The organism is Porphyrobacter sp. LM 6 (genome assembly GCF_001720465.1).
Classification (GTDB): domain Bacteria; phylum Pseudomonadota; class Alphaproteobacteria; order Sphingomonadales; family Sphingomonadaceae; genus Erythrobacter.
Window position 1 is genome coordinate 2,581,569 of record NZ_CP017113.1, and the last position, 21,361, is coordinate 2,602,929.

17 protein-coding genes are annotated in these 21,361 nt (G+C 65.6%); 11 read left to right on the forward strand and 6 right to left on the reverse strand.

From position 1 onward, the window contains the following. Positions 1-37 precede the first annotated feature (37 nt). From BG023_RS12420 to BG023_RS12430, 3 genes are read right to left on the reverse strand one after another with little or no spacing between them, the layout of a single operon-like run. Positions 38-448, reverse strand: a complete 411-nt coding sequence (locus BG023_RS12420; RefSeq protein ID WP_069310733.1) for a nuclear transport factor 2 family protein — start codon at positions 446-448, stop codon at positions 38-40. After that, positions 448-879 (reverse strand): nuclear transport factor 2 family protein, encoded by a 432-nt coding sequence (locus BG023_RS12425; RefSeq protein WP_069310734.1) that lies wholly within the window; start codon positions 877-879, stop codon positions 448-450. The genes BG023_RS12420 and BG023_RS12425 overlap by 1 nt, the downstream gene beginning before the upstream one ends. Beyond that, positions 879-1,622: an aspartate/glutamate racemase family protein gene (locus BG023_RS12430; protein ID WP_083234686.1), complete on the reverse strand. Its 744-nt coding sequence runs from the start codon at positions 1,620-1,622 to the stop codon at positions 879-881. Before BG023_RS12430 ends, BG023_RS12425 begins: the two co-directional genes overlap by 1 nt. Positions 1,623-1,837: 215 nt before the next feature. On the opposite strand from BG023_RS12430, the gene BG023_RS12435 reads away from it, so the two are divergent. From BG023_RS12435 to BG023_RS12485, 11 genes are all read left to right on the forward strand, one after another. Next, positions 1,838-2,509: a GntR family transcriptional regulator gene (locus BG023_RS12435; protein ID WP_069310736.1), complete on the forward strand. Its 672-nt coding sequence runs from the start codon at positions 1,838-1,840 to the stop codon at positions 2,507-2,509. 119 nt (positions 2,510-2,628) lie between these two features. After that, complete coding sequence (locus tag BG023_RS12440) at positions 2,629-3,537, forward strand: hydroxymethylglutaryl-CoA lyase (protein WP_083234687.1); 909 nt, start codon at positions 2,629-2,631, stop codon at positions 3,535-3,537. Between the two features lie 15 nt (positions 3,538-3,552). After that, positions 3,553-5,610 (forward strand): hydantoinase/oxoprolinase family protein, encoded by a 2,058-nt coding sequence (locus BG023_RS12445; protein ID WP_069310737.1) that lies wholly within the window; start codon positions 3,553-3,555, stop codon positions 5,608-5,610. 4 nt (positions 5,611-5,614) lie between these two features. Next, positions 5,615-7,513 (forward strand): hydantoinase B/oxoprolinase family protein, encoded by a 1,899-nt coding sequence (locus BG023_RS12450; protein ID WP_069310738.1) that lies wholly within the window; start codon positions 5,615-5,617, stop codon positions 7,511-7,513. Next, positions 7,510-8,691, forward strand: coding sequence for a CaiB/BaiF CoA transferase family protein (locus BG023_RS12455; protein WP_069310739.1), 1,182 nt, complete (start codon positions 7,510-7,512; stop codon positions 8,689-8,691). The genes BG023_RS12450 and BG023_RS12455 overlap by 4 nt, the downstream gene beginning before the upstream one ends. Then, on the forward strand, positions 8,691-9,326 hold the full coding sequence (locus tag BG023_RS12460) for an isochorismatase family protein (RefSeq protein WP_069310740.1): 636 nt from the start codon (positions 8,691-8,693) through the stop codon (positions 9,324-9,326). Before BG023_RS12455 ends, BG023_RS12460 begins: the two co-directional genes overlap by 1 nt. A gap of 164 nt (positions 9,327-9,490) precedes the next feature. Then, entirely contained in the window at positions 9,491-10,975 is a 1,485-nt protein-coding gene (locus tag BG023_RS12465; protein WP_069310741.1) for a DUF1800 domain-containing protein, read from the forward strand. Between the two features lie 6 nt (positions 10,976-10,981). After that, the gene (locus BG023_RS12470; RefSeq protein WP_069310742.1) at positions 10,982-12,157 is read left to right on the forward strand and encodes a DUF1501 domain-containing protein; all 1,176 of its coding nucleotides are present in this window, start codon (positions 10,982-10,984) and stop codon (positions 12,155-12,157) included. Positions 12,158-12,251: 94 nt separating this feature from the next. After that, a complete protein-coding gene (locus BG023_RS12475) occupies positions 12,252-13,583 on the forward strand; it encodes an MFS transporter (protein WP_069310743.1) in 1,332 nt (443 codons plus the stop codon). A gap of 127 nt (positions 13,584-13,710) precedes the next feature. Continuing rightward, a complete protein-coding gene (locus BG023_RS12480) occupies positions 13,711-16,728 on the forward strand; it encodes an AAA family ATPase (RefSeq protein ID WP_190315769.1) in 3,018 nt (1,005 codons plus the stop codon). Between the two features lie 37 nt (positions 16,729-16,765). Next, positions 16,766-18,064, forward strand: a complete 1,299-nt coding sequence (locus tag BG023_RS12485; protein ID WP_069310745.1) for a cytochrome P450 — start codon at positions 16,766-16,768, stop codon at positions 18,062-18,064. An 18-nt stretch (positions 18,065-18,082) separates the two neighbouring features. On the opposite strand, the gene BG023_RS12490 is transcribed toward BG023_RS12485, so the two are convergent. The 3 genes from BG023_RS12490 to BG023_RS12500 are packed head-to-tail and all read right to left on the reverse strand — an operon-like array spanning position 18,083 to position 21,355. Next, complete coding sequence (locus BG023_RS12490; RefSeq protein ID WP_069310746.1) at positions 18,083-19,720, reverse strand: Dyp-type peroxidase; 1,638 nt, start codon at positions 19,718-19,720, stop codon at positions 18,083-18,085. Further along, on the reverse strand, positions 19,717-20,661 hold the full coding sequence (locus BG023_RS12495) for a hypothetical protein (protein WP_069310747.1): 945 nt from the start codon (positions 20,659-20,661) through the stop codon (positions 19,717-19,719). Before BG023_RS12495 ends, BG023_RS12490 begins: the two co-directional genes overlap by 4 nt. 1 nt (position 20,662) lies before the next feature. Continuing rightward, the gene (locus BG023_RS12500) at positions 20,663-21,355 is read right to left on the reverse strand and encodes a hypothetical protein (RefSeq protein ID WP_069310748.1); all 693 of its coding nucleotides are present in this window, start codon (positions 21,353-21,355) and stop codon (positions 20,663-20,665) included. Positions 21,356-21,361 lie beyond the last annotated feature (6 nt).

Consider the following 21,361-nt stretch of genomic DNA (forward strand, 5'->3'; position numbering starts at 1 on the left):
GGGACGGCTCCTGGATAGTGATGGACGGAGAGGGAGTTCAGACGAGGACGTTGGCCCCGCTCATGTAGACATAGACTTCCTGGAACTTCGTCCCGTCCGGACCGGGACGAAGGCGCCAGAAATTTGTGTTGTTGAGCAAGGTCACATTGCCATCGGCATCGTGCAGCTCGGCGGTGAAGCAGGCGGTGATTCGGCCATTGGCCTCGTCCACCGTGCAGGTGAAATCGCGGTGGATGATGGTTTCGTAGGCGCCGAAGAAATCCTCGAACATCCGGCGGATCTCGGCCTTGCCGCTGTGGCGGGTGAAGGCGGTCTGCACGCAGAACAGCGCGGTATCATGGAAGCACGACAGCGCGCCCTCCATGTCCTTCGCATCCACGCGGGCGAAATACTTGTTGAGCGCGAAATCGATCAGCTCAGACCGCGACATGACGGGTTCGTACTGCATCAGGCGTCCCCTTCCTTCAGCAGGTTGTCACCCGACATGTAGACATAGACGCGGTGGAACAGCCGGTCCTTCAGGTAGAAGCGGTTGCAGTTTTCATACCGCAGCTCCTCGCCGCCGTTGGGGGTGATCAGCACCGTGAACTGCGAGCAGATCGCGTTGGTCTCAGGATCGGCGGTGTGGACGAAATTGCCGTGCCAGATGGTCTCGAAATCGGCGAACAGCTTGACGAACATCGCCCGGATCGCCTCGCGCCCCTTGTGGACGGTGTTGCTGGTGACCTCGGTCAGGATCGCATCGGGGGTGAAGCAATCGAGCACCTTGTCCATGTGCTTGTTGTCGACCCCGTCGAAATACCGCTTGGTGACGATATCGACATAGACCGGATAGGGCAGCGGCGTTTGCCCCGGGCCGCCTTCAGTCCATTCACTCATCAGTACCAGCCCTTTCGGATATCGGCGTGCTTGGGCACTTCGGGTGCGGGGAACGCCTTCTTCGAATGGGTCATCCCCAGTTCGATCAGCGTTTCGAGCTGCTTGTAGGCGACCTGCCCGGGGTTGATCACCGGCACCGGCAGTTCGCTTTGCAGGTATGCGGCGGACTGGTGCATCGTGGTCGAACCGAGCACGATCACATCCGCGCCATCTTCCTCGATCGCGCGCATCGCCTCGGCTTTCAGCTTGGCGAAGACGACCTCTTCCTTGCCTTCAAGCAGCTCGGTCACATCGGGGCGGGTGTTGATCGAGCGCACAGAGGCGCAGCGATGACCCCAGCCGTGATCGGTCAGCACTTTCTCGTAGAGCGGGAACCACTGCGGCCACATGGTCAGCACCGAAAACTTCTTGCCGAGCATCATCGCGGCGGCGAAACTTGCTTCGCCAGGCCCGACGACCGGGATCGACAGCGCCGAGCGCAGCGGCCGCAACCCGCTGTCGCTGACCGTATCGATCAGCACGCCGGCATAGCCTTCCTGCTCAGCCGTCACGCCGGCCTGAAACACCGTCCAGTCCATCAGCAGCGTATCGTGATAGGAATCGCCCAGCGCCGCGCCCCAGCGCACCGCCTCGAACGTCGGGGCAAAACCGGGATGCACAAAGCCGTCGGGAAGCTGCTGGGCGCGGTTGGCAACCCCGGCTTCATCCATTGCAATCGGTACGATGACCTTAATGCGGTTCACGGCACACACCCCTGTTGCCTCTATGACGATGGTTATTGTATACAAAACACTCCCGTCAAGGGCTTTGCTCAAATGTGACAGCGGCGGGATTGCAAGTGTGCTTTTGTCGCCGCAGGGTTTGCAGCAACGGGGCGTGACAAGATGACAAGGACCGCAATGACCTGCCACCGCCCTGCTACCGCTTGCCATGCCGTTCCGATGCAAAGGCGCACCCGATGAGCCGCGCGTCAGACCGGGCCTATGCCAAGATCCGCGCGCACCTTTTGAGCGGCGAGGTGCAGCCCAACGAGCAGCTCACCGAGGATCAGTTGGCGCAAATCACCGGCGTCAGCCGCACCCCGGTGCGCGAGGCAGTGCGGCGTCTGGAGGACGAGCTGCTGCTGGTCCGCAGCGATACAAAACGGCTGTTCGTGGCTGACTGGAGCCGTGATGATGTCGAGGAAATGTTCACGCTGCGCCAGATGCTCGAATGCCACGCAGCAGAGCGTGCTGCCGAGCGCCTGACCCGCGCGCAGATCGCACGGCTCGAAAGCCTCAACCGCACGCTCAAGGACGCGATCGAGAAGCCTGTGCCTGATGTGGCGAGCTTCCTTGATGCCAATCGCGCCTTTCACGAAGTGATTGTCGATGCCGCCAAATCGCCGCGCCTTGGGCAATTGCTTGCCAAGCTGATCGAGGCGCCGGTGGTGCTGCGGACGGCGCGCACCTACTCGCTCGAAAACCTGCGCCAGTCGGCGCGCGATCACGATGAACTGATCGCCGCCTTTGCCGCGCGCGATGCCGATTGGGCGCGTGCGGTGATGGGCAGCCACCTGCGCCGCGCGTTCCATACGTTCAGCAAGGCGGTCGGCCCTGCGGCCAATGATCGGGACGAGCCAGAGGCGTAACAACGCATATTCCGGCATCCGGTTCCGGCCCCTGCCGATGCGCCAAGCATGATTGCAATTGTATACAATATGCGTCATTGCCCGCCATCGGCTCCCGTATCAGCAGCAGGCGATTCCCAATGTCAGGCGCTAGCATCGAACTGGTTGAGGTTGGTCCGCGCGACGGGCTCCAGAACGAGTCCGACATCATCGGCACCCCGACCAAGCTCGATCTGATCAACCGCATGATCGGCTATGGCGCACGGCGGCTGGAAGTGGCGAGCTTCGTCCACCCGCAGCGCGTGCCGCAAATGGCAGATGCCGAAGCCGTGATCGCGGGCCTGCCCGACCGCGCCGACTGCACCTATATCGGGCTCGTCCTCAACAAGCGCGGCGTGATGCGCGCGCTTGCCACCCGCGAGAACGGCGCGCGCGGGATCGACCAGATCGGCTGCGTGATCGTCGCCAGCGACACTTTCGGCCAGAAGAACCAGGGCCAGACCATCGCCGAAGGCCTCGCCGAAACGCGCGACATGCTGCGCTTCGCCAAGGCTGAAAGGCTGCGCGCGCAGGTCACCATCTCGGCCGCTTTCGGTTGCCCGTTCGAGGGCGAGGTCAAGCATTCGACCGTGCTCGCGATTGCCGAGGAACTGGCGATCGAGAACCCTGAAGAAATCGCGCTGGCGGATACAATCGGGGTCGGCACGCCGTTCGAAGCGGGCGAATTGTTCGGCAAGCTGGGCGAAGTGCTCGACGGGAAGATCCCGATGCGCGCGCATTTCCACAACACCCGCGGCACCGGCATCGCCAATGCGTGGGAGGCTTACAAGGCCGGCGTGCGGATCTTCGACGCCTCGCTCGGCGGGCTCGGCGGCTGCCCCTTCGCGCCGCGCGCGACGGGCAATATCGCGACCGAGGACCTTATCTACATGATGGCGCGTTCCGGAGTGGACAGCGGCATCGATCTCGACGCGGCGATTGCCGCCAACAAGTGGTTTGCGGGCGAGCTGGGGCGCGAATTGCCCTCGGCCGTCGCCCGCGCGGCATAGGTTAGAGGACACGGCATGACTTACAGGTTGGGCGTTGATGTGGGCGGGACTTTCACCGACCTCTTGCTGTTTGACGAGGCGAGCGGCGCCTTCTGGCGGCACAAGACCCCCTCGACCCCGCATGACAGCTCGGAAGGCATCCTGACGGGTGTCAAAGCGATCACCGAAAAGGCCGGGATTACGGCTGCCGACATCACCTATTTCCTCCACGGCACCACCGTGGCGACCAACGCCGTGCTCGAAGGCAAGGGCGCGAAGGTCGGCCTTGTGACCACGCAGGGCTACCGCGACATCATGCAGATCGCGCGCAGCTTCGTGCCGGGGGGGCTTGCCGCGTGGATCGTGTGGCCCAAGCCCCAGCCGCTCGCGCGCCTCGAACACACGGTCGAAGTCCCAGGCCGCATGGACGCTCAAGGCCGCGAGGTTGCCCCGCTTGATGAAGACGCGGTGCGCGCGGCGCTGCGCAAGCTCAAGGGTGAGCGCGTAGAGGCGCTCACCGTCAGCCTCATGAACGCATACCTCAACGGCGCGCACGAGGCCCGCATCGGCCAGATCGCCGCCGAGGAACTGCCCGGCATCCCGGTCTCACTCAGCCACGAAGTCCTGCCCGAAATGCAGGAATACGAACGCACCCTCTCCACCGTCGCCAACGCGGCGGTGCGTCCGGTGGTGTCGAAATACGTTTCCAACCTGCGCACCAAGCTGGAGCAGGAAGGGCTCAAGGGCCGCCTCTCGCTGCTGCGTTCGGACGGCGGCTTGATGTCGAGCCAGAAGGCCGAAGAGCACCCCGTCAACATCCTCATGTCCGGCCCCGCCGGCGGGGTGACGGGCGCGCTGTGGGTCGCCAAGAACGCGGGCTTCGAGAATATCCTGACGCTCGATGTCGGCGGCACCTCGACCGACGTGGCGCTGATCCAGGGCCTCGAGCCGCGCCGCCAGCGCACCACCGAAGTGGGCCACCTGTCGGTCCGCGCTTCGGCGCTCGACGTAAAGACCGTCGGCGCGGGCGGCGGCTCGATCGCCCACGTCCCCGAACTCACCAAGGCGCTGCGCGTCGGCCCGGAAAGCGCAGGCGCGGTGCCGGGGCCGGTCGCCTATAACAAGGGCGGCACGCTGCCCACCGTGACCGATGCCAACGTGGTGCTCGGCTACCTCCCCGAAGACCTCCTCGGCGGCAGCTTTAAGCTCGACCGCGAGGGTGCGAAGGTGGCGGTGCAGACCATCGCCGATGCGTTGGGCGTCACGCTGATGGAAGCCGCGCGCGGGATCATCGACATCGTCAACGAGAACATGTTCGGCGCGCTGCGGATGATCTCCGTCCAGCAGGGCTACGACCCGCGCGAGTTTGCGCTGATGGGCTTCGGCGGAGCCGGACCGCTCCACGTCAATGCAGTCGCCCGCCTGATGGGTAGCTGGCCCGCGATCTCGCCCGTCTCCCCCGGTGTGCTCTGCGCGCTCGGCGATGCGACCACGCGGATGCGGACCGAGACGGCGCGCAGCTTCTCGCGCCTCGCCAAGGACACCACCATCGCCGATCTCGTTGCCGTGCTGGACGAAATGGCCGCGCAGACCCGCAGCGAATTGCTCGCCGACGGCATTCCCGACGACCAGATCACCTCGCTGTTCGAAATCGACGTGCGCTATGCGGGCCAAGCCTTCGAAGTGCCGCTCACCATTACGCAGGCCGTGCTGGAGGCGGACGGGATCGAAGGCATCCTCGCCCGCTTCGACGAGGAACACCGCCGCCTGTTCACCTTCAACATGGATACCCCGCACGAGATCGTGAACCTGCGGGCCGTGGCGCAGGGGCAGTCCCCCGCCCTCCCCGCGGCCGAACTGCCCAAGGGCGACGGCAATCCCGCCGCCGCCAAGATTCGCGACCACGTGATGTGGATCGGCGGCGAAGAGCGCGCGGCGGTGATCTACGACCGCGCCAAGCTCCGCCAGGGCGACGTGATCGAAGGCCCGGCGATCATCATCGAGATGGATTCGACCACGCTGGTCGAACACGACTGCCGCGCCCGCGTCGACGCGGTCGGCAACATCCTCATCACCTTGAAGACGGAAGGCTAAGACCATGCCGGCTCGCATCATCGAACCCAACACCACCCCCTTCGCCAAGATCGCTATCGATCCAGTGACGCTCGACATCATCGAGAACGCGCTGCGTAACGCGCGCATCGAGATGGACGCGACGCTGGTGCGCACCGCAATGTCGCCGGGCATCCGCGAACAGGGTGACGCCTTCCCGCTGATCTCCGATCCGGCGGGCAAGATGATCGTCGGCCAGTTCGGCAGCTTCATCGACGGCTTCCTCAAGCAGTACGACGGCACCATCGAGGACGGGGACATGATCTTCCTGTCCGATCCCTATTCCTGCGGCGGCGCGGTCAGCCACTCGAACGACTGGCTGGTGCTGCTTCCCGTGTTCAAGGATGGCCGCCTGCTCGCCTACACCGCGATGTTCGGCCACCAGAGCGACATCGGCGGCTCCGTCCCCGGATCGATGCCGATCGGCGCGTCCTCGATCTTCGAAGAGGGCGTGCGCATCCCGCCCGTGAAGATTTGGAAGAAGGGCGAATACAACGAAGACCTGATGAAGCTGGTGATGCACCAGACCCGCAAGCCCGACTGGTGCCAGGCGGACCTTAACGCCCTCATCGCCTCCTGCCGCGTCGCCGCGCGCCGCGTGATCGAAATGGCCGAACGCTTCGGCGACGATGTCTATGTCTCGGCCACGCAGGAGCTGCTCGCGCGCAACCACCGCGCGATGAAGGCGCTGCTGGCGATGGCGGTGGCTGAGGAACCCGTCAGCTTCGAGGATTACATCTGCGACGACGGCAAGGGCTACGGCCCCTACAAGATCCGCTGCACGATGTGGCGCGAGGGCGACAAGGTGGTGCTCGATTTCGAAGGCACCGATCCGCAGTCGGCCGCCTCGATAAACTTTTTCCTCAATGAAAACATGTTCAAGATGTTCTTCGGCATCTACATGATCATGGTCTTCGATCCGCAGATCCTGTTCAATGACGGGTTCTACGATCTGATCGAGGTGCGCATCCCGCAAGGCTCGCTCTTGAAGCCGCACTTCCCCGCCGCGCTGTCGGGCCGCACCCATGCGCTGGGCCGCATCTTCGACATTCTGGGCGGTCTGCTCGGCCAGAAGACGCCGGAATTCCTCAACGCCGCCGGATTCTCCTCCAGCCCCCACCTGTTCTATTCCGGCTGGGACAGCCGCGAGGATGGTACGCGCGACTGGTTCCAGCTGTTCCAGATCGGCTTCGGCGGCATTCCGGGCCGACCGCTGGGTGACGGGCCGGACGGGCACTCGCTGTGGCCGGGCTTCACCAATGTCCCCAACGAGTTCCTCGAACGCTACTTCCCGCTGCGGATCGAACGCTATTCGACCGCGCCCGACAGCGGCGGGGCTGGTCTGCATCGCGGCGGCAACGGCATCCACATGACCTACCGCTTCCTCGCCGATGGCGAGATCGCGATCCATGATGACCGCTGGTTCGTGCCGCCGTGGGGCGTCAATGGCGGGCATCCGGGCGCGCGGGCGAAGAAGGTGCTGGAACGCGCCGATGGCTCGCAGACGATTGTCGGCAACAAGGTCGAAAGCGTTGCCGTGAAGGCGGGCGATCTGCTGCACTTCATCACCTGGGGCGGCGGCGGCTGGGGCGACCCGCTGGCCCGCGATCCGGAGCTAGTGGGCCTCGAAATCCGGCAGGGCCTCGTCACCCCCGAAGGCGCGCGTGCCTATGGCGTGGTGGTGGATGGTGCGGGCGTGGTGGACGCTGCCGCAACCGCAGCCCTGCGCGCCGAAATGGCAGCCAGCCGCGGCGAACTGCCGCTGTTCGATTACGGCCCCGGCATCGACGCATTGCGCGCCAATTGCGAGGCCGAAACCGGCCTGCCCGCCCCGATCCAGCCGGTCTGGGCCAATGCCTATACCATGCGGGAGGCCGCCGAATGAGCGCGCTTGCAGGGATCAAAGTCGTCGAAATGGGCCAGCTCCTCGCCGGCCCGTTCTGCGGCCAATTGCTCGGCGACATGGGCGCCGATGTCGTCAAGATCGAGCCGCCGGGCGCGGGCGATCCGATGCGCAACTGGGGTCAGGGCGACGAGAAGGTGCAGTGGGAAGTGATCGCGCGCAACAAGCGCTCGGTCACCTGCAACCTGCGCGTGCCTGAAGGTCAGGCGCTGGCGAAGAAGCTCATCGCTCAGGCCGACGTGCTGATCGAGAACTTCAAGCCCGGCACGCTCGAACGCTGGGGCATGAGCCCGACGGAACTCCACGCGATCAACCCCGGCCTGATCATCGCGCGCATGTCGGGCTACGGGCAGGACGGCCCCTATTCCGAACGCGCAGGCTTCGGCGGGATTGGCGAGGCGATGGGCGGGTGGCGCTACATCGTCGGCGATCCCGACCGGCCCCCTGCCCGCATGGGCATCTCGATCGGCGACACGCTGTGCGCGACCTATGGCTGCATGGGCGTGCTCGCCGCGCTCCACCACCGCGAGAAGACCGGCGAAGGTCAGGTGGTCGATTCCGCGCTCTATGAAGCAGTGTTGCAGGTGATGGAGGGGCTGGTCCCCGAATATGACCGCAACGGCGTGATCCGCGAACGTTCCGGCTCGGTGCTCAAGGGCATTGCCCCGTCCAACGTCTATACCTGCAAGGACGGCGTCTACATGATCGGCGCCAATGGCGATGCGATCTTCACGCGGCTGTGCCAGGCGATGGGCCGTCCGGAACTGGCGCAGGATGAACGCTATTCGACCCACATCGCGCGCGGCATCCATCAGGATGAACTCGATGCGCTGGTCAACGCATGGACCGGCACGCTCACCGTTGATGAAGTCGATGCGCTGATGACCGAATATTCGATCCCCGCAGGCCGGGTCTACCGCGCCCCCGATATGCTTGCCGATCCGCACTTTCAGGCGCGCGAGGCGATCATCGAGGTCGAGACCCAGAAGCGTGGGCGCATCAAGATGCAGAACGCCTTCCCCAAGCTTTCAAAGACCCCCTCGACCATCCGCCGCCCCGCGCCTGCCGCGCCCGGGCAGGACAATGCCGAGGTATTCGCCGAGCGGCTGGGGCTGGATGCGGCCGAGCTTGAACGGCTGACTGCGGCGGGGATCATCTGATGGGAGGCCCTTCGGCATCCGACAATTACGCCGGGGTGTTCGAAGGGCGGCTCCAGCCGGGCAGCCGTCCGGCGCTGCTGATCGTCGATGTGGTGACGGCCTACCTGACGCAAGGCTCGCCGTTGTTCATGGAGACTGCCGCTGCTGCGCGCGACAGCAATCGCCGTCTGGCCGAAGCGGCGCGGGCGGCGGGCGTGCCGGTGGTGTTCACCAATGTCCAATACCAGCCCGGCGGCGCAGATGGCGGGGTGTTCTACCGCAAGGCGCCGGTGCTCAAAGCCTTCGACGAAGGCTCGCCGCTGGGCGCCTTTCCCGATGATCTCACCCCGCATCCGGGCGACCGGGTGGTGACCAAGCAATATCCCAGCGCCTTCTTCGGCACCGGGCTTGCCGACGCGCTCCATGCTGACGGCATCGATACGCTGATCATCACCGGCTATTCGACCTCGGGCTGCGTGCGCGCCTCGGCGCTCGATGCGATGCAATACGGCTTTGTGCCGCTGGTGGTGCGCGAAGCCTGCGCCGACCGCCATGAGGCCCCTCACGAAGCCAACCTGTTCGATCTTCAGGCCAAATATGCCGAAGTCATCAGCGAGGCCGAGGCGCTCGCAGTGATCGCCCGCGCCGGCGGCTGACCGCCGCCCTCCTCGCTCCCGAAAATTGTCTCACGCTCGCGAAGGGTTCGCGCGCCTGGCGCGTTGACGATGCAGCCTCTGCCCGTGACAATGGGCGGGCATCGATAGCAAGCGCAGCGGGAGGATCTGGTGATGCAGGTAACACGGCAGAAGGAGCGGCGGCCATGACCCCGGCCAGCATCGCCCTGCACCGCTTCGGCTACGGCTTCGCGCCGCGCCAGACCGCGCCCGGTGACGCACGCAAGTTCCTGCTGCGCCAGATGGACGACTACGACCCCTCCCCCCGCCCCATCGCCGAGCGCGCCAACACCCGCGGCAAGACCGGCGAGATGATCGAGATGCTGCGCGACCTGCGCGACCGGACCCGCGAGGCCGGTGCCATGGCCGAAGCCGAAGGCATGACCGGTGCGATGGCCGATAGCGCCGCCGAAGCCATGTCCCCCGCCGATGCACGCGCCGCAGCGCTTGCCGGATTGCCCCCCGAATACCGCGCCAAGGTGATCGAGGCGCGCGGTGTGCTGGCGAGCGATGTCGCCGCGCGCGTCAACGTCGCTGTCGCCAGCCGCACCCCGATGATGGAGCGGCTGGTGCATTTCTGGTCCAATCACTTCAGCGTCTCGGTCGGCAAGCCGGGGACGCAGTTCGAAGTCGGCCACCACGAATTTGCCGCGATCCGCCCGCACGTGCTCGGCCGCTTCGGCGATATGCTCAAAGCGGCGGTGCTGCATCCGGCGATGCTGATCTATCTCGACCAGTTCCAGTCACTGGGGCCGAATGCCCCGTTCCAGCAGCGTGCCGCACGGCGCCGCGGCGGCGATCCCCAGCGCCCACGCGGTCTGAACGAAAATCTCGCGCGCGAAATCCTCGAACTGCACACGCTCGGCGTGGATGGCGGCTATTCGCAGGCCGACGTGACCGAGTTCGCCCGCGCGCTGACGGGCTGGACAGTGCCGGGCCTTGGCCGCGTCGGCCGGTTCGCCGAAGATCAGGAAAGCGGCGCGGCCTTTGTCGCAGTCGCGCATGAGCCCGGCGCGCGGCAGGTGATCGGGCGCCGCTATCCGGAAGGAGGCGCAAAGCAGGCGCTGGCGATCCTCGATGATCTGGCCGCCCATCCCGCGACCGCGCGGCATATCGCCACCAAGCTCGCGCGGCACTTTGCCGGCGACACCCCGCCGCCCGCGCTCGTCTCCCGGCTCGAAGCCGATTTCCGCGCCACCGGCGGCGATCTGGCGAGCCTCACGCGCACGCTGATCGAAGCACCCGAAGTCTGGGCCGAAGGGCCGGTCAAGTTCCGCACCCCGTTCGAATGGTTCATCGCCGCATTGCGCCTCAGCGGCAGCAGCCAGCTTGATGGGCGGCGGATCGCCGGGGCGCTCGGACAGATCGGACAGGTGCCGTGGCGCGCGCAATCGCCAGCGGGCTATGACGACATTTCCGCCAGCTGGGCCGGGCCGGACGCGCTGCTCAAGCGGGTCGAGCTGGCCGAACGGATCGCGCGTGATGCGCCGCTCGAGGATGTCATGGCCCGCGCCGAAGCCGCCTTTCCCGGCGCGCTCGGCAATGTCACCCGCACCCAGCTCGCCCGCGCCGAAAGCGGGCGGCAGGCACTCGCGCTGCTGCTGGTGTCCCCTGAAATGCTGCGGAGGTAGGCCGCCATGATGACCCCGTTCGATCGCCGCACGATGCTTGCCGGAAGCCTCGCCTTCGGGGCCGGCAGCCTTGCCCTGCCACGCATGGCCTTCGCGCAAGGCACCGGCTCCCGCAACCTGCTGTTCGTGCTGCTGCGCGGCGCGGCGGACGGGATGGCAATGCTGGCGCCGGTGGGCGACCCCGCCTTTGCCGCCCTGCGCGGGCCGATGCTCGCCGATTACGACAAGGCTCCGCAGCTCGGCAGTTTCTTTGCCGTCCATCCGGCCCTTGCCGAGATCGGCAAGGCGGCGGTCGCGGGCGAGGCGTTGTTCGTCCACGCGGCTGCGACGAGCTACCGCGAGCGGTCGCATTTCGACGGGCAGAACCTGCTCGAAACCGGCGGCACGGCGCCTTATGCGGCGAAGGACGGCTGGCTCAACCGACTGGTCGGGATGATCAACCAGGGCGCACCCGGCGGCGCGGCGCTCAAGACGCTGGCGATTGCCCCCACGGTGCCGCTGGCGCTGCGCGGCGAAGCACCGGTATCCAACTACGCGCCATCCGCCCTGCCCGATCCGAGCGAGGATCTGATGACGCGCGTCAGCCAGCTTTACGGGCAGGATGCCGAGCTTGGCAGCCTGTGGAGCCGCGCGCTCGAGACGCGGGCGATGGCGGGCGATGACGGGCTTCGCAATCTGAACGACGCCCGTGCGACAGGCGAGCTGGCCGCCTCGCTGATGCGCGGGGCCGATGGCGCGCGGATCGCGATGATCGAGCTCGACGGCTGGGACACCCACGCCAACCAGCGCGGTGTCTTTGCCCGGCAGGCAGCGCAGCTCGATGCGCTGGTCGCCGCCTATCGCAGCGGCATGGGCAGCGCCTGGGACGAGACGATGGTGGTGCTGGCAACCGAGTTCGGTCGCACAGCGCGGATCAACGGCACCGGCGGCACCGATCACGGCACTGCGGGCGCGGCGCTGGTGATGGGCGGCGCAGTGCGCGGCGGGCGGGTGATCGCCGACTGGCCGGGCCTTGCCGAAAGCCAGCTTTACGAAGGCCGCGACCTTGCGCCCACCATCGCGCTCGAAAGCGTGCTGGCCGGCGCGGTCGCCGAACAGCTCCGGCTCGATCCGTCGCTGGCAATGGCGCGGCTGTTCCCGGGGCGCAGCGCGCAGCCCCTCTCGGGCTTCCTGCGCGGCTGACCCTGCCCACCGGCGCCATAACCGCCGCCCGAATTCGATTGCCTGTTTCCTGCGAGCCTATAGGTTGCGCGTCGGGGATTGGGGGAACACGGGCATGGCTGTGACCGGACAGACGGACGACATCGGCGCTTCGGCGATGCGCAAGGCGATGTGGCGGATCGTGCCGCTGATCGGGCTGGCGTACCTTTGCGCCTATATCGACCGCGTCAACGTCAGCTTCGCCGCGCAATCGATGAACGAGGATCTGGCCTTCAGCGCCACGGTCTACGGGCTCGGCGGCGGGCTGTTCTTTCTCGCCTATGCGCTGTTCGAGATCCCCTCCAACCTGCTGCTGGTGCGCTTTGGCGCGCGGCGCTGGATCGCGCGGATCATGATCACCTGGGGGCTGCTGTCGGCGGCGATGATGTTCGTCTCGACCCCGTGGCAATTCTACACCCTGCGCTTCCTGCTCGGCGTGGCCGAGGCCGGGTTCTATCCGGGGGTGATCTATTACTTCTCCGCATGGTTCCCGCCGTGCCATCGCAGCCGCGCGGTGAGCCGCTTCTTCGCCTTCTCGCCGCTTGCCTCGGTGGTGCTCGGCGCGATTTCGGGCTGGCTGATCGGGCTCGACGGGACGGCAGGCCTCCACGGCTGGCAATGGCTGTTCCTCGTGCAGGGCCTGCCGACGGTGGCAGTCGGGTTTGCCGTGCTCGCCTTCCTGCCCGATGCCCCCGCCAAGGTCAGCTGGCTGACCCCGCCCGAAAAGGCATGGATCGAAGACGAGCTGGCGCGCGAACAGGCGCGCATCGGCGAGCCGCAGCGGCACCATGTGCTGGCCGCATTCCGCAATCCGCAGGTGCTGCTGCTGGGGCTGCTGGGGGCGCTGCTGATGGCATCGGTAACGACCACCATACTCAACGCCCCGCTGGTGCTGGCGGAGATGGCATCGCTCGGTCAGGCGAAGATCGGCTTTCTTGTCAGCCTTGGTGGTGTGCTCGGCGCGGGCGCGGTGCTGCTGAGCGGCAATTTCGCCGACCGGAATGGCGACCGCTGGGGCAATGCTGCGGTCTTCACCGCGATCATGGCGGCGGCGCTGCTGGTTATCGGGCTTGCGCCCGGGCTGCTGCCAACAGTCGCCGCCTATCTCGTGTTTGCGACCGTGTGCTTCACCATCCCCAGCCTCACATCATCGGGCTGGGCCGAGGTGCTGCATATCCGCCAGCTCGCCGTCGGTGCGGCGGCGATCAACACCATGTCGCAGATCGGTGCCTTCGTCGGGCCGTTCGCCTGGGGCGTGGCCAAGGATGCCACCGGCAGCTTCCATCTTGGCCTGTTCGGGTTGGCGCTCGCAGGGTTAATCGTGGTGGGGCTGCTGCTGGTCATTCGCCACCAGGTGCGCGGCGCCCACGCCGCAGCCGCCGCGCGGATGGCCTCGGCTCAAGGTTAGCAAAGGGCAAAAATTTCCCTTTTGCGCACGCCAGTTTGCGCCCTATGATTTGCCCATGGGGTGCGAGAAGTGTGAGGGCGAGCGCCTGAAGGGGCACAAGTTCTGCAGTGAATGCGGAACCCGTCTTGTGCCTGCTGCGCCCAGCCCTGCGGAAGGCTCCCGCACCGAACGCCGCCAGCTCACCGTGCTGTTCTACGACATGGTCGGATCGACCGAATTGTCGGCCGCGCTCGAGCCGGAGGATTTCCGCGACGCCATCGCCAATTTCCATGCCGTCGCCGCCGAGGCGGTCAGCCCCTATGACGCTTTCATCGGCGCCCATGTCGGCGACGGCGGGATCATCTATTTCGGCTACCCGGTCGCACGCGAGGATGCGGCCGAATGCGCGGTCCTTTCGGGCCTTGCGCTGATCGATGCGGCATCGCGGATCACCCTGCCCAACGGCAAACCGGCGCGGGTACGGGTCGGGATTGCCACGGGCACCGTGGTGGTCGGGCGGATCGAGGACGGCGATGCCGGCAACAGCGCGGTCGGCCAGGTGACCAGCCTCGCTGCGCGCCTGCAATCGGGTGCCCAGCCCAACCAGTGCGTGATCTCCAACCTCACGCAGCGCCTGGTGGGCGAACTGTTCCAGACCGAAGCACTCGGCATGGTAGATGCCAAGGGGTTCGCCGGCGGGGTCGAGGCGTTTGCGGTGCTCAGCCGCAGCAACAAGGACAAGCTCCATCGGCTGATGCAGACGCAGACCGCGCTGATCGGCCGCAGGGCGGAAAAGGCCTTGCTCAATCACATGTGGCAGCAGGTTCTTGGCGGCCAAAGCCAGATCTGCCTCATCACCGGGGAAGCCGGGGTCGGCAAGTCGCGGCTCGCGCTTGAATTCACGCGCCAGGCGGAACAGGACGACAGCTTCCGCATCACCTGCTTCTGCAAGCCGCATAGCCGGCAGGCGGCGCTGCGTCCGTTCATCGCCCATTTCCGCAAGCTCGCTGGCGCCTGGGACCAGCGCACCGAACCGCAGCTTGCCGTGTTCGAAGCCGCGCTTGCGCCCTCTACGACCGAGCTTGACCGCCACTTGCTGGCCCGCGCCATCGGCCTGCAACGCGCAGCCCCTGCCGAAGTCGCGGAAATGAGCGCGACCCAGATCCGCGCGGCGACCATCAATGCGATGATCCGTCAGGTTGCGCTGCTGTTGCAGCAAAAGCCGGTGGCAATGCTGATCGAGGATTTGCACTGGTCCGATCCGAGTACGCGCGAACTGCTCGAAAAGGTCGCGAACGGTGCCGATATCGGGCGCGCGATGATCGTGATGACCGCGCGGCCGGAGATCACCGAGGACTGGGCGCTTGCCAAAGCGCTGGATCCGGTGGCGCTCCCGCCGTTCAGTGCGGACGAAACGCGCAAGCTGATCGACGGGATTCTCGGCGGGCAGGCATCGCCGGCCATGGTCCGCGCGATTAGCGAAAGATCCGGCGGGGTGGCGTTGTTTGTCGAGGAACTGACCAAGGCGATCCTCGAAACCGAAGGCCATGTCTTTGGCGAGGCCGGCAAGACCTATGATCTGCCTTCGAGTTTCGATCTGCCCGAGACCTTGCAGGATTCGCTGCTCGCGCGGCTCGACCAGCTGGGCGAGGCCAAGCGCGTGGCGCAGATCGCTTCTGTGGTCGGACGTGATTTCAGCAAGCACCAGCTGCTCCAGATCGCGCCGGAGCTTGGCGGGCTGATCGAGCGCGGGTGCGAAAAGCTCTGCGAAGTCGGCCTGGTGGTGCCGCTCAAGAAGGGCGCGCGCGATTTCCAGTTCCGCCATGCGCTGATCCAGGAAATCGCCAACTCCACGCTCGTCCGGGCGGACCGCCGCGAATACAACGCCCGCCTGCTCGATGCGCTTGAGGCAGAAGCGCAGGGCAGCCAGCACGCCGACCCGGAGCGCTGGGCGCAATATGCCCTAGAGGCCGGACGCCCCGCACGCTCGGTGCATTACTGGCTGGCGGCCGGCACCGAATCCTCGAAGGTCTTCGCGACCAAGGAAGCCGAAGCACGCCTGCGCCGCGGGCTCGAACTGATCGGCAGGATCGAAGACAAGGACGAACGCGCGCGGCTCGAGCTGGAGGCGCTGCTGTCGTTAGGCAAGGCGCTGATGGCGCAAGTCGGCCATGCCAACCCGGAGACAGGCGAGGTGTTCAGCCGCGCCAAGCTGCTCGCCGAACAGCTCGGCGACACTGACAAGCTGCTCGCTGCGATGCATGGCGAACAGTCGTTTGACCTGCAACTCAGCCGGATGCGGGCCTCACGCGACCGCTGCAACGACATGCTCACCATCGCCGAACGGCTGAACGACGATACGTGGAAGGCCATCGGCCTCCGGAGCCGCGGCATTTCGAGCTTCCCGCTCGGCGATTATGCACAGGCGGCAGAAGATCTTGAGAGCGGCATCGCCCTGCTGCGCAAAACCGGCCCCGCCGTCGCCCGTGAGATCGTGGCCGACGATCTGCTGGCAGCGATGGAAATCTATGCCTCGTGGTCGCTGGTCTACCTCGGCGAGACCGAGCGCGGGATGGCGCTGGCCTATGCCGCCCGCGAACGCGCCGAACTGATCCGCCAGCCCTATACCCGCGCCTTTTCGATGGTCGGCCTCAACTATTGCAAGATGCTGACCAAGGATTTCGACGGGCTGGAGCAGGGGCTCGAGGAATGCATCGCGCTGTGCGAGGAAAACGAGATCCTCTACTTCCTCTACACCGAAAAGGTGCACCAGGCGCAGTTTGCAGCCATGCAGGGCAAGCCGGGAGCCGCCGCACAGCTCCACGCCGCGATCGAGGATTATCGCCGGACGCGCAGCATCCTCTACCAGCCGACCTACAAGCACTGGGAGGCGGTCGCATGGCTGGCCGAGGGCGATGACAACGCCGCGCGCGAGGCCAATAACTGGACCATCGTCACTGCCGAGAGTCACGATATGCATCACATGCTGGGCGAGTATTACGGCCTCAAGGCGGTGCTGGATTTCCGCGCGGGCGATCACCACGCGGCGCTGCGTTCAGCAGAATTGGCGCAAGGCTGGGTCGAACGCCAGAAGGCAAAGCTGGCCGGTCAGCTGAACCGGGAACTGTGGGACAAGTATGGCCTGTCGCTTGCGCTGGTGAACTGAACCGGGCGATCGGGCGGCGGACAATTGGGGGTCTGGAATGGGTAATGTTGCGGCCTTCGGGCGGCTGGCGCCGGCGACGGACAAGAAGAGCGCTGCCAAGGATCCGGGCAGCTTTGATCCGACCTTGCTGCAATCCAGCGGCATCACCGCGCGGATCGTCGAATGGGTCGTGCGCCACCCCTTTGCGCTGATGGCTTTCGCCCGCCACTTCTGGCCGATCCCGACCTTCAAGGGCTGGGCGATCATCACCCGCTTTGACGATGTCGCCGAGGCGCTCCAGAACGACAAGGCGATCGCGGTGCCGTTCGGCGAGCAGATCAAGACGCTCAACGGCGGGCCGAACTTCGTGCTCGGCATGGCCGATGGTCCGGAATATCAGGCGCTGCACAAGGCCACCATGGCGGTGTTCCCGCGTGCGGACAACGCCGCGATCGTCGGCCCGATGGCCTATCACGAGGCGAGCAACCTGCTCGAACTGGGCGAAGGCAAGATCGACGGAGTGCGCGGGTTGCTCACCCTCGTCCCGACGCGCATCTGCGAGAAATATTACGGGCTGACGATCCCCGACGAGCCCAATTTCGCGCGCTGGACGATTGCGATGAGCAGCTACATGTTCGGCAATCCCAACAATGATCCCAACCTCGAAAAGGCGGCCCTTGCGGCCGGCGCGCTGGTGCGACCGATCATGGATGACGCGATTGCCAAGGCCAAGGCCGCGCCCGATGCCGATACCATCGCCGCGCGGCTGGTGCAGAAGCAGATGGAAGATCCGTCCGCCATGCCCGACGAGATCATCCGCGCAATCCTGATTGGGATGGTCACCGGCTTTGTGCCCACCAATACGATGGCATCGGGCCATATGCTCGACCTGCTGCTCGATAATCCCGACTGGATGGCGCAGGCGCAGGAAGCCGCCCGCAGCGATGATGACGATCTGCTGCAACGCTGCCTGTTCGAAGCGATGCGGTTCTGGCCGCTGAACCCCGGGCCGTTCCGGGTCGCAGCCGAGGATGTCACGATTGCCGCAGGCACGCGCCGCGCCAAGACCATCAAGAAGGGCACCAAGCTGCTGGTTTCGACCCAGTCGGCGATGTTCGATCCGCGCCGGGTCGAGCATCCGATGCGCTTCGATCCGAACCGCAAGCCGGTCGATTACATGCTGATGGGCTTCGGCCTGCACTGGTGCATCGGCGCGCCGCTGGCCTACGCGCAGATAACCCAGACCTTCAAACCGCTGCTCAAGCGCCGCAACGTTCGCCGCGCGCCGGGCAAGGATGGCAAGATGACACGTTTCGGGCCGTTCCCCGAAAGCCTGTGGGTGCTCTACGACCACTGACGGCCGCAGCGCGCAGCCTCAGGTCGGATCGATCACGCCCATCGCGATCATCCGCAGCGACGTCATGCTCGGCACGAAGAAATAGGCACCGCCCTTGGTTTCGACGAACTGCGGCAGATTGGAGCAGATGTAGGGCGGCTTGTCCCCGTCCGGGCGGTTGGGGATCACGAACTTGATATCCCGGTCCGACCGCGCACCCAGCATCGGGCAGGTGTCGTTACCGGCATTGTTGTCCATGCCGTAATTAAGCCATTGCTGCTGGACGAATTCGAATTGGCGCTCGAGACTGGCGCAGCAGATCAGCATGACGATGCCCCGCTCGCGCTTACCCTGTGCGTTGGTGGTATCGTAAGGCAGACCGCGGCGCAGGATGCGGCGGCGATTGACCAGCACAGTGCCGCTCGGGCCCGGCTCACCCGGCTTGGCGGGAGGCAGTGGTCCCAACCCGTCACGCGGATGGACGCGCCGGGTGTGCGAGCTCGCCGGACAGGCCGCGCCGTCGGGGTCGCTGGCATAGGTATATTGGGTCAGCAGCGCGCTGCGCTTCTCCGGATCCGTGTTGGCCGCATTGAACGCCTGCCAATCGGCAAAGGTCGGCGCGAGCACCAGCGGCACACCGTCCGTCCAACGCCCCGCAAATTTCGCCAACAGCGTCGCCTTGGCCTCGTCGGGATCGGCAATGCCATAGACCTGCCCGAAGACCGGTGCGGTCGCGGCAATATACTCTTCGAACGCGTCGACATTCTCCTGCAGCTTGCGATAGGCCATGAAGGTGCCGTTGACGCTGAACAGGCCGGGCTCGGCTGCGGGCGGCATTTCCTTGGCTTCATCAGGGTAGCCGAGCAGAAACTCGCCCGTCGCCAGCGGTTCCCATTCTCCCTGCCCGTTGAGCTTGCCGTTGCCGACCTTGCGCTTCTTTTCGACACTGGGCGGAAACTGGCCTTCGAAGACCGGATCGCTGATGCCGTCGAGAAAGCCGAAATGCTCGAAGGGGGTCGGTTTGTGCAATCCCGTTTGCGGATCCTGATAGCAGATCGCGCTCATGTCCTGATAATCGGCCGGGCGGGTGCCATGACCGGTCAGGATCTTGATCCCGCCCTTGCTCTCGTCACAGAAGGTCCGGATCGCATCGGTCATGCGCTCCATCTGCGGCACAGGGTTGCCCGTCGCCGGATCCATGTCGGAATTGAGCAGCGCGAGGATGTGGACCTTGCCCGAACCGCTGCGCTGGTTCTCGTACTGCCACACCTCGTCCCACTGGCCCAGAGCACCATCGGGGTAATTGTCGCCGAGAATGGCGGCTCGCGCGCGCATACCTTGCATGAACTCGTTGGGCATCATCGCCAGCGAGCGAAGCGGCACTCCGAGTGCGAGCAGACCGGCGAAGGTGAAGGCAAAGTTGAGCGTGACATCGGGCCGTTCGGGCGCGTTGGGTTCAGGCGGCGCGGCGTTGGGCCTTCGGCTCGGCCAGCGCACGGCGGTTGTCACGTGCGGATAGAAGCTCTCGATGAACTTGCGCCCCACTTCGGGCTTGTGGACATGGAGCAGGATCGCCCGCGCCTTGGGAAAGCCGAGGCGGCCATAGGCGTTGAGGATATTGCCCTGAATGTCGGCCAGACGCAGAGCGACAGGCACACGGTGTTTCTGGCCGATCATGGCACTACCTTTCCGGCAGGATGCTTGGGTTCGGGCTGGTCCGGCTTGTTCTGCTGCAGGTATGCGCCGAAAGCTTCATAGAGCCGCGCATCATCAGCCGCCTGATTGGCGATCACGAACCGTCCGAATGTGGTCTGGAGCCAGAGCGCCTTCAGGATCGTTTGCAGATTGCCGTCGGGCGTCGGCGGGAAGCGGCGGTCGCCATAGCGCTTCAGCCGAACGGCGATGAAGGCCACTGCTCCGGCCAGCGCGGCAAGGATGCCGAGGCCAATCGCCAGCACCGGAAACCACCGCTGGACCAGCCACCATGTCCCCGCCCCGGCCACCACGCCGGCAACCCCTGCCCCGATCAGCAATCCCCGCGCCGTCAGCGAAGGCAGCGCCGGCGGATCGGTGTAATAGACGTTGAACGGCATCGTCGTGTCGATTTCGCAGGCCTTGATGTAGTTGATGAACTCGGCCGCGGTTGTGACCTTGGTGCGATCAAACCCGATGCAGTGTTGGAAGATCGCGACGAGGTCTTCCTCCATCACGTCCCACAATTCGCGCAGATACACCGCCAGATCGTAGGACCGCGAGCCGGTGGGCGCATCGAATTCGGCGGCGAACAGCAGATAGGGGCGTTTCAGCTCCTCGCGATGCTCGACCGCGTGTTGCAGGCCAAGGCTCTGTGCCACCGGGTCGGCGGCGACATAGCCGTTGAAGCCGAGCCGGTCGATCACCGCAAAGCGCGCGAAGTGGGTCAGCGTCGATTGCGAGAACTTGCTGATCTCGCCGCCGCGGGTGCGCTCGGGCGTCTGCATCGCCGTCGGCATCTGCGCCAGCTTCTCGCGCAGCAGGATGATCGGGGCGGTGGTCTGTCCGTGACTGCCCTTCGCCCATGCGCGGCGCACCGGCACCAGCGCGGTCAGGAAATAGTGCGCCCCGTCGATACTCGCCACGTCAGATGTCCTCGTCGATCTTTTCCACCGCGCGCTCGGCTTCGACCATGGCACTGGCAATCCTGTTGGACTTCTGGCGGTGCTGTTCGGCCAGGTCGGTCTCCATCGAGGCCACGGGGGAATAGCCCTGCGTGGTCAGGTCGTTCTGCACCGAGAGCAACTTCTCGCGGTAGAAGACAGCGAAGACTTCGGGCGTGGTGTTCGCGTGGATTGTGGCGAGTTCCAGCAAGACACGGCGCACCCGCAGCGCGGAGATGATATCGCGGTAGGCAGCGCCGGGCGTGGCGTTGTAATAGAAATCGCAATCGATCTGGTTGGCCCGGATATAGGACTTGAACGGCGTGATCGGGACCGAGCCGGGATAGCGGGCGTTCTTGTACCAGAACAGGTCGAGCCCCGTCGGAATGCCGTCTGCGAAGGCATCGATATATTGATCCCACGTGCCGTTGAAGTTCGACAGGAACAGCATCTGGTCCCGCTCGAGCGCCTCCTGCTCCTGGCCAAGGCTCGGCCAGGCCTTGCGCGGAATGATCACCCAGCGCGCGAAATGGATGAATCGCAGGCCCATCAGGCCCGAAAGCGCCGCCGGAAAGCTCCGGGCAAACCGGAAGATCCAGCGGTTCAGCCACCCCAGACGCAGCGACATCGGGGTGATCACCGTCATCCCGTAGGCCTTGCCCGCAACATTCGACATGCTTCC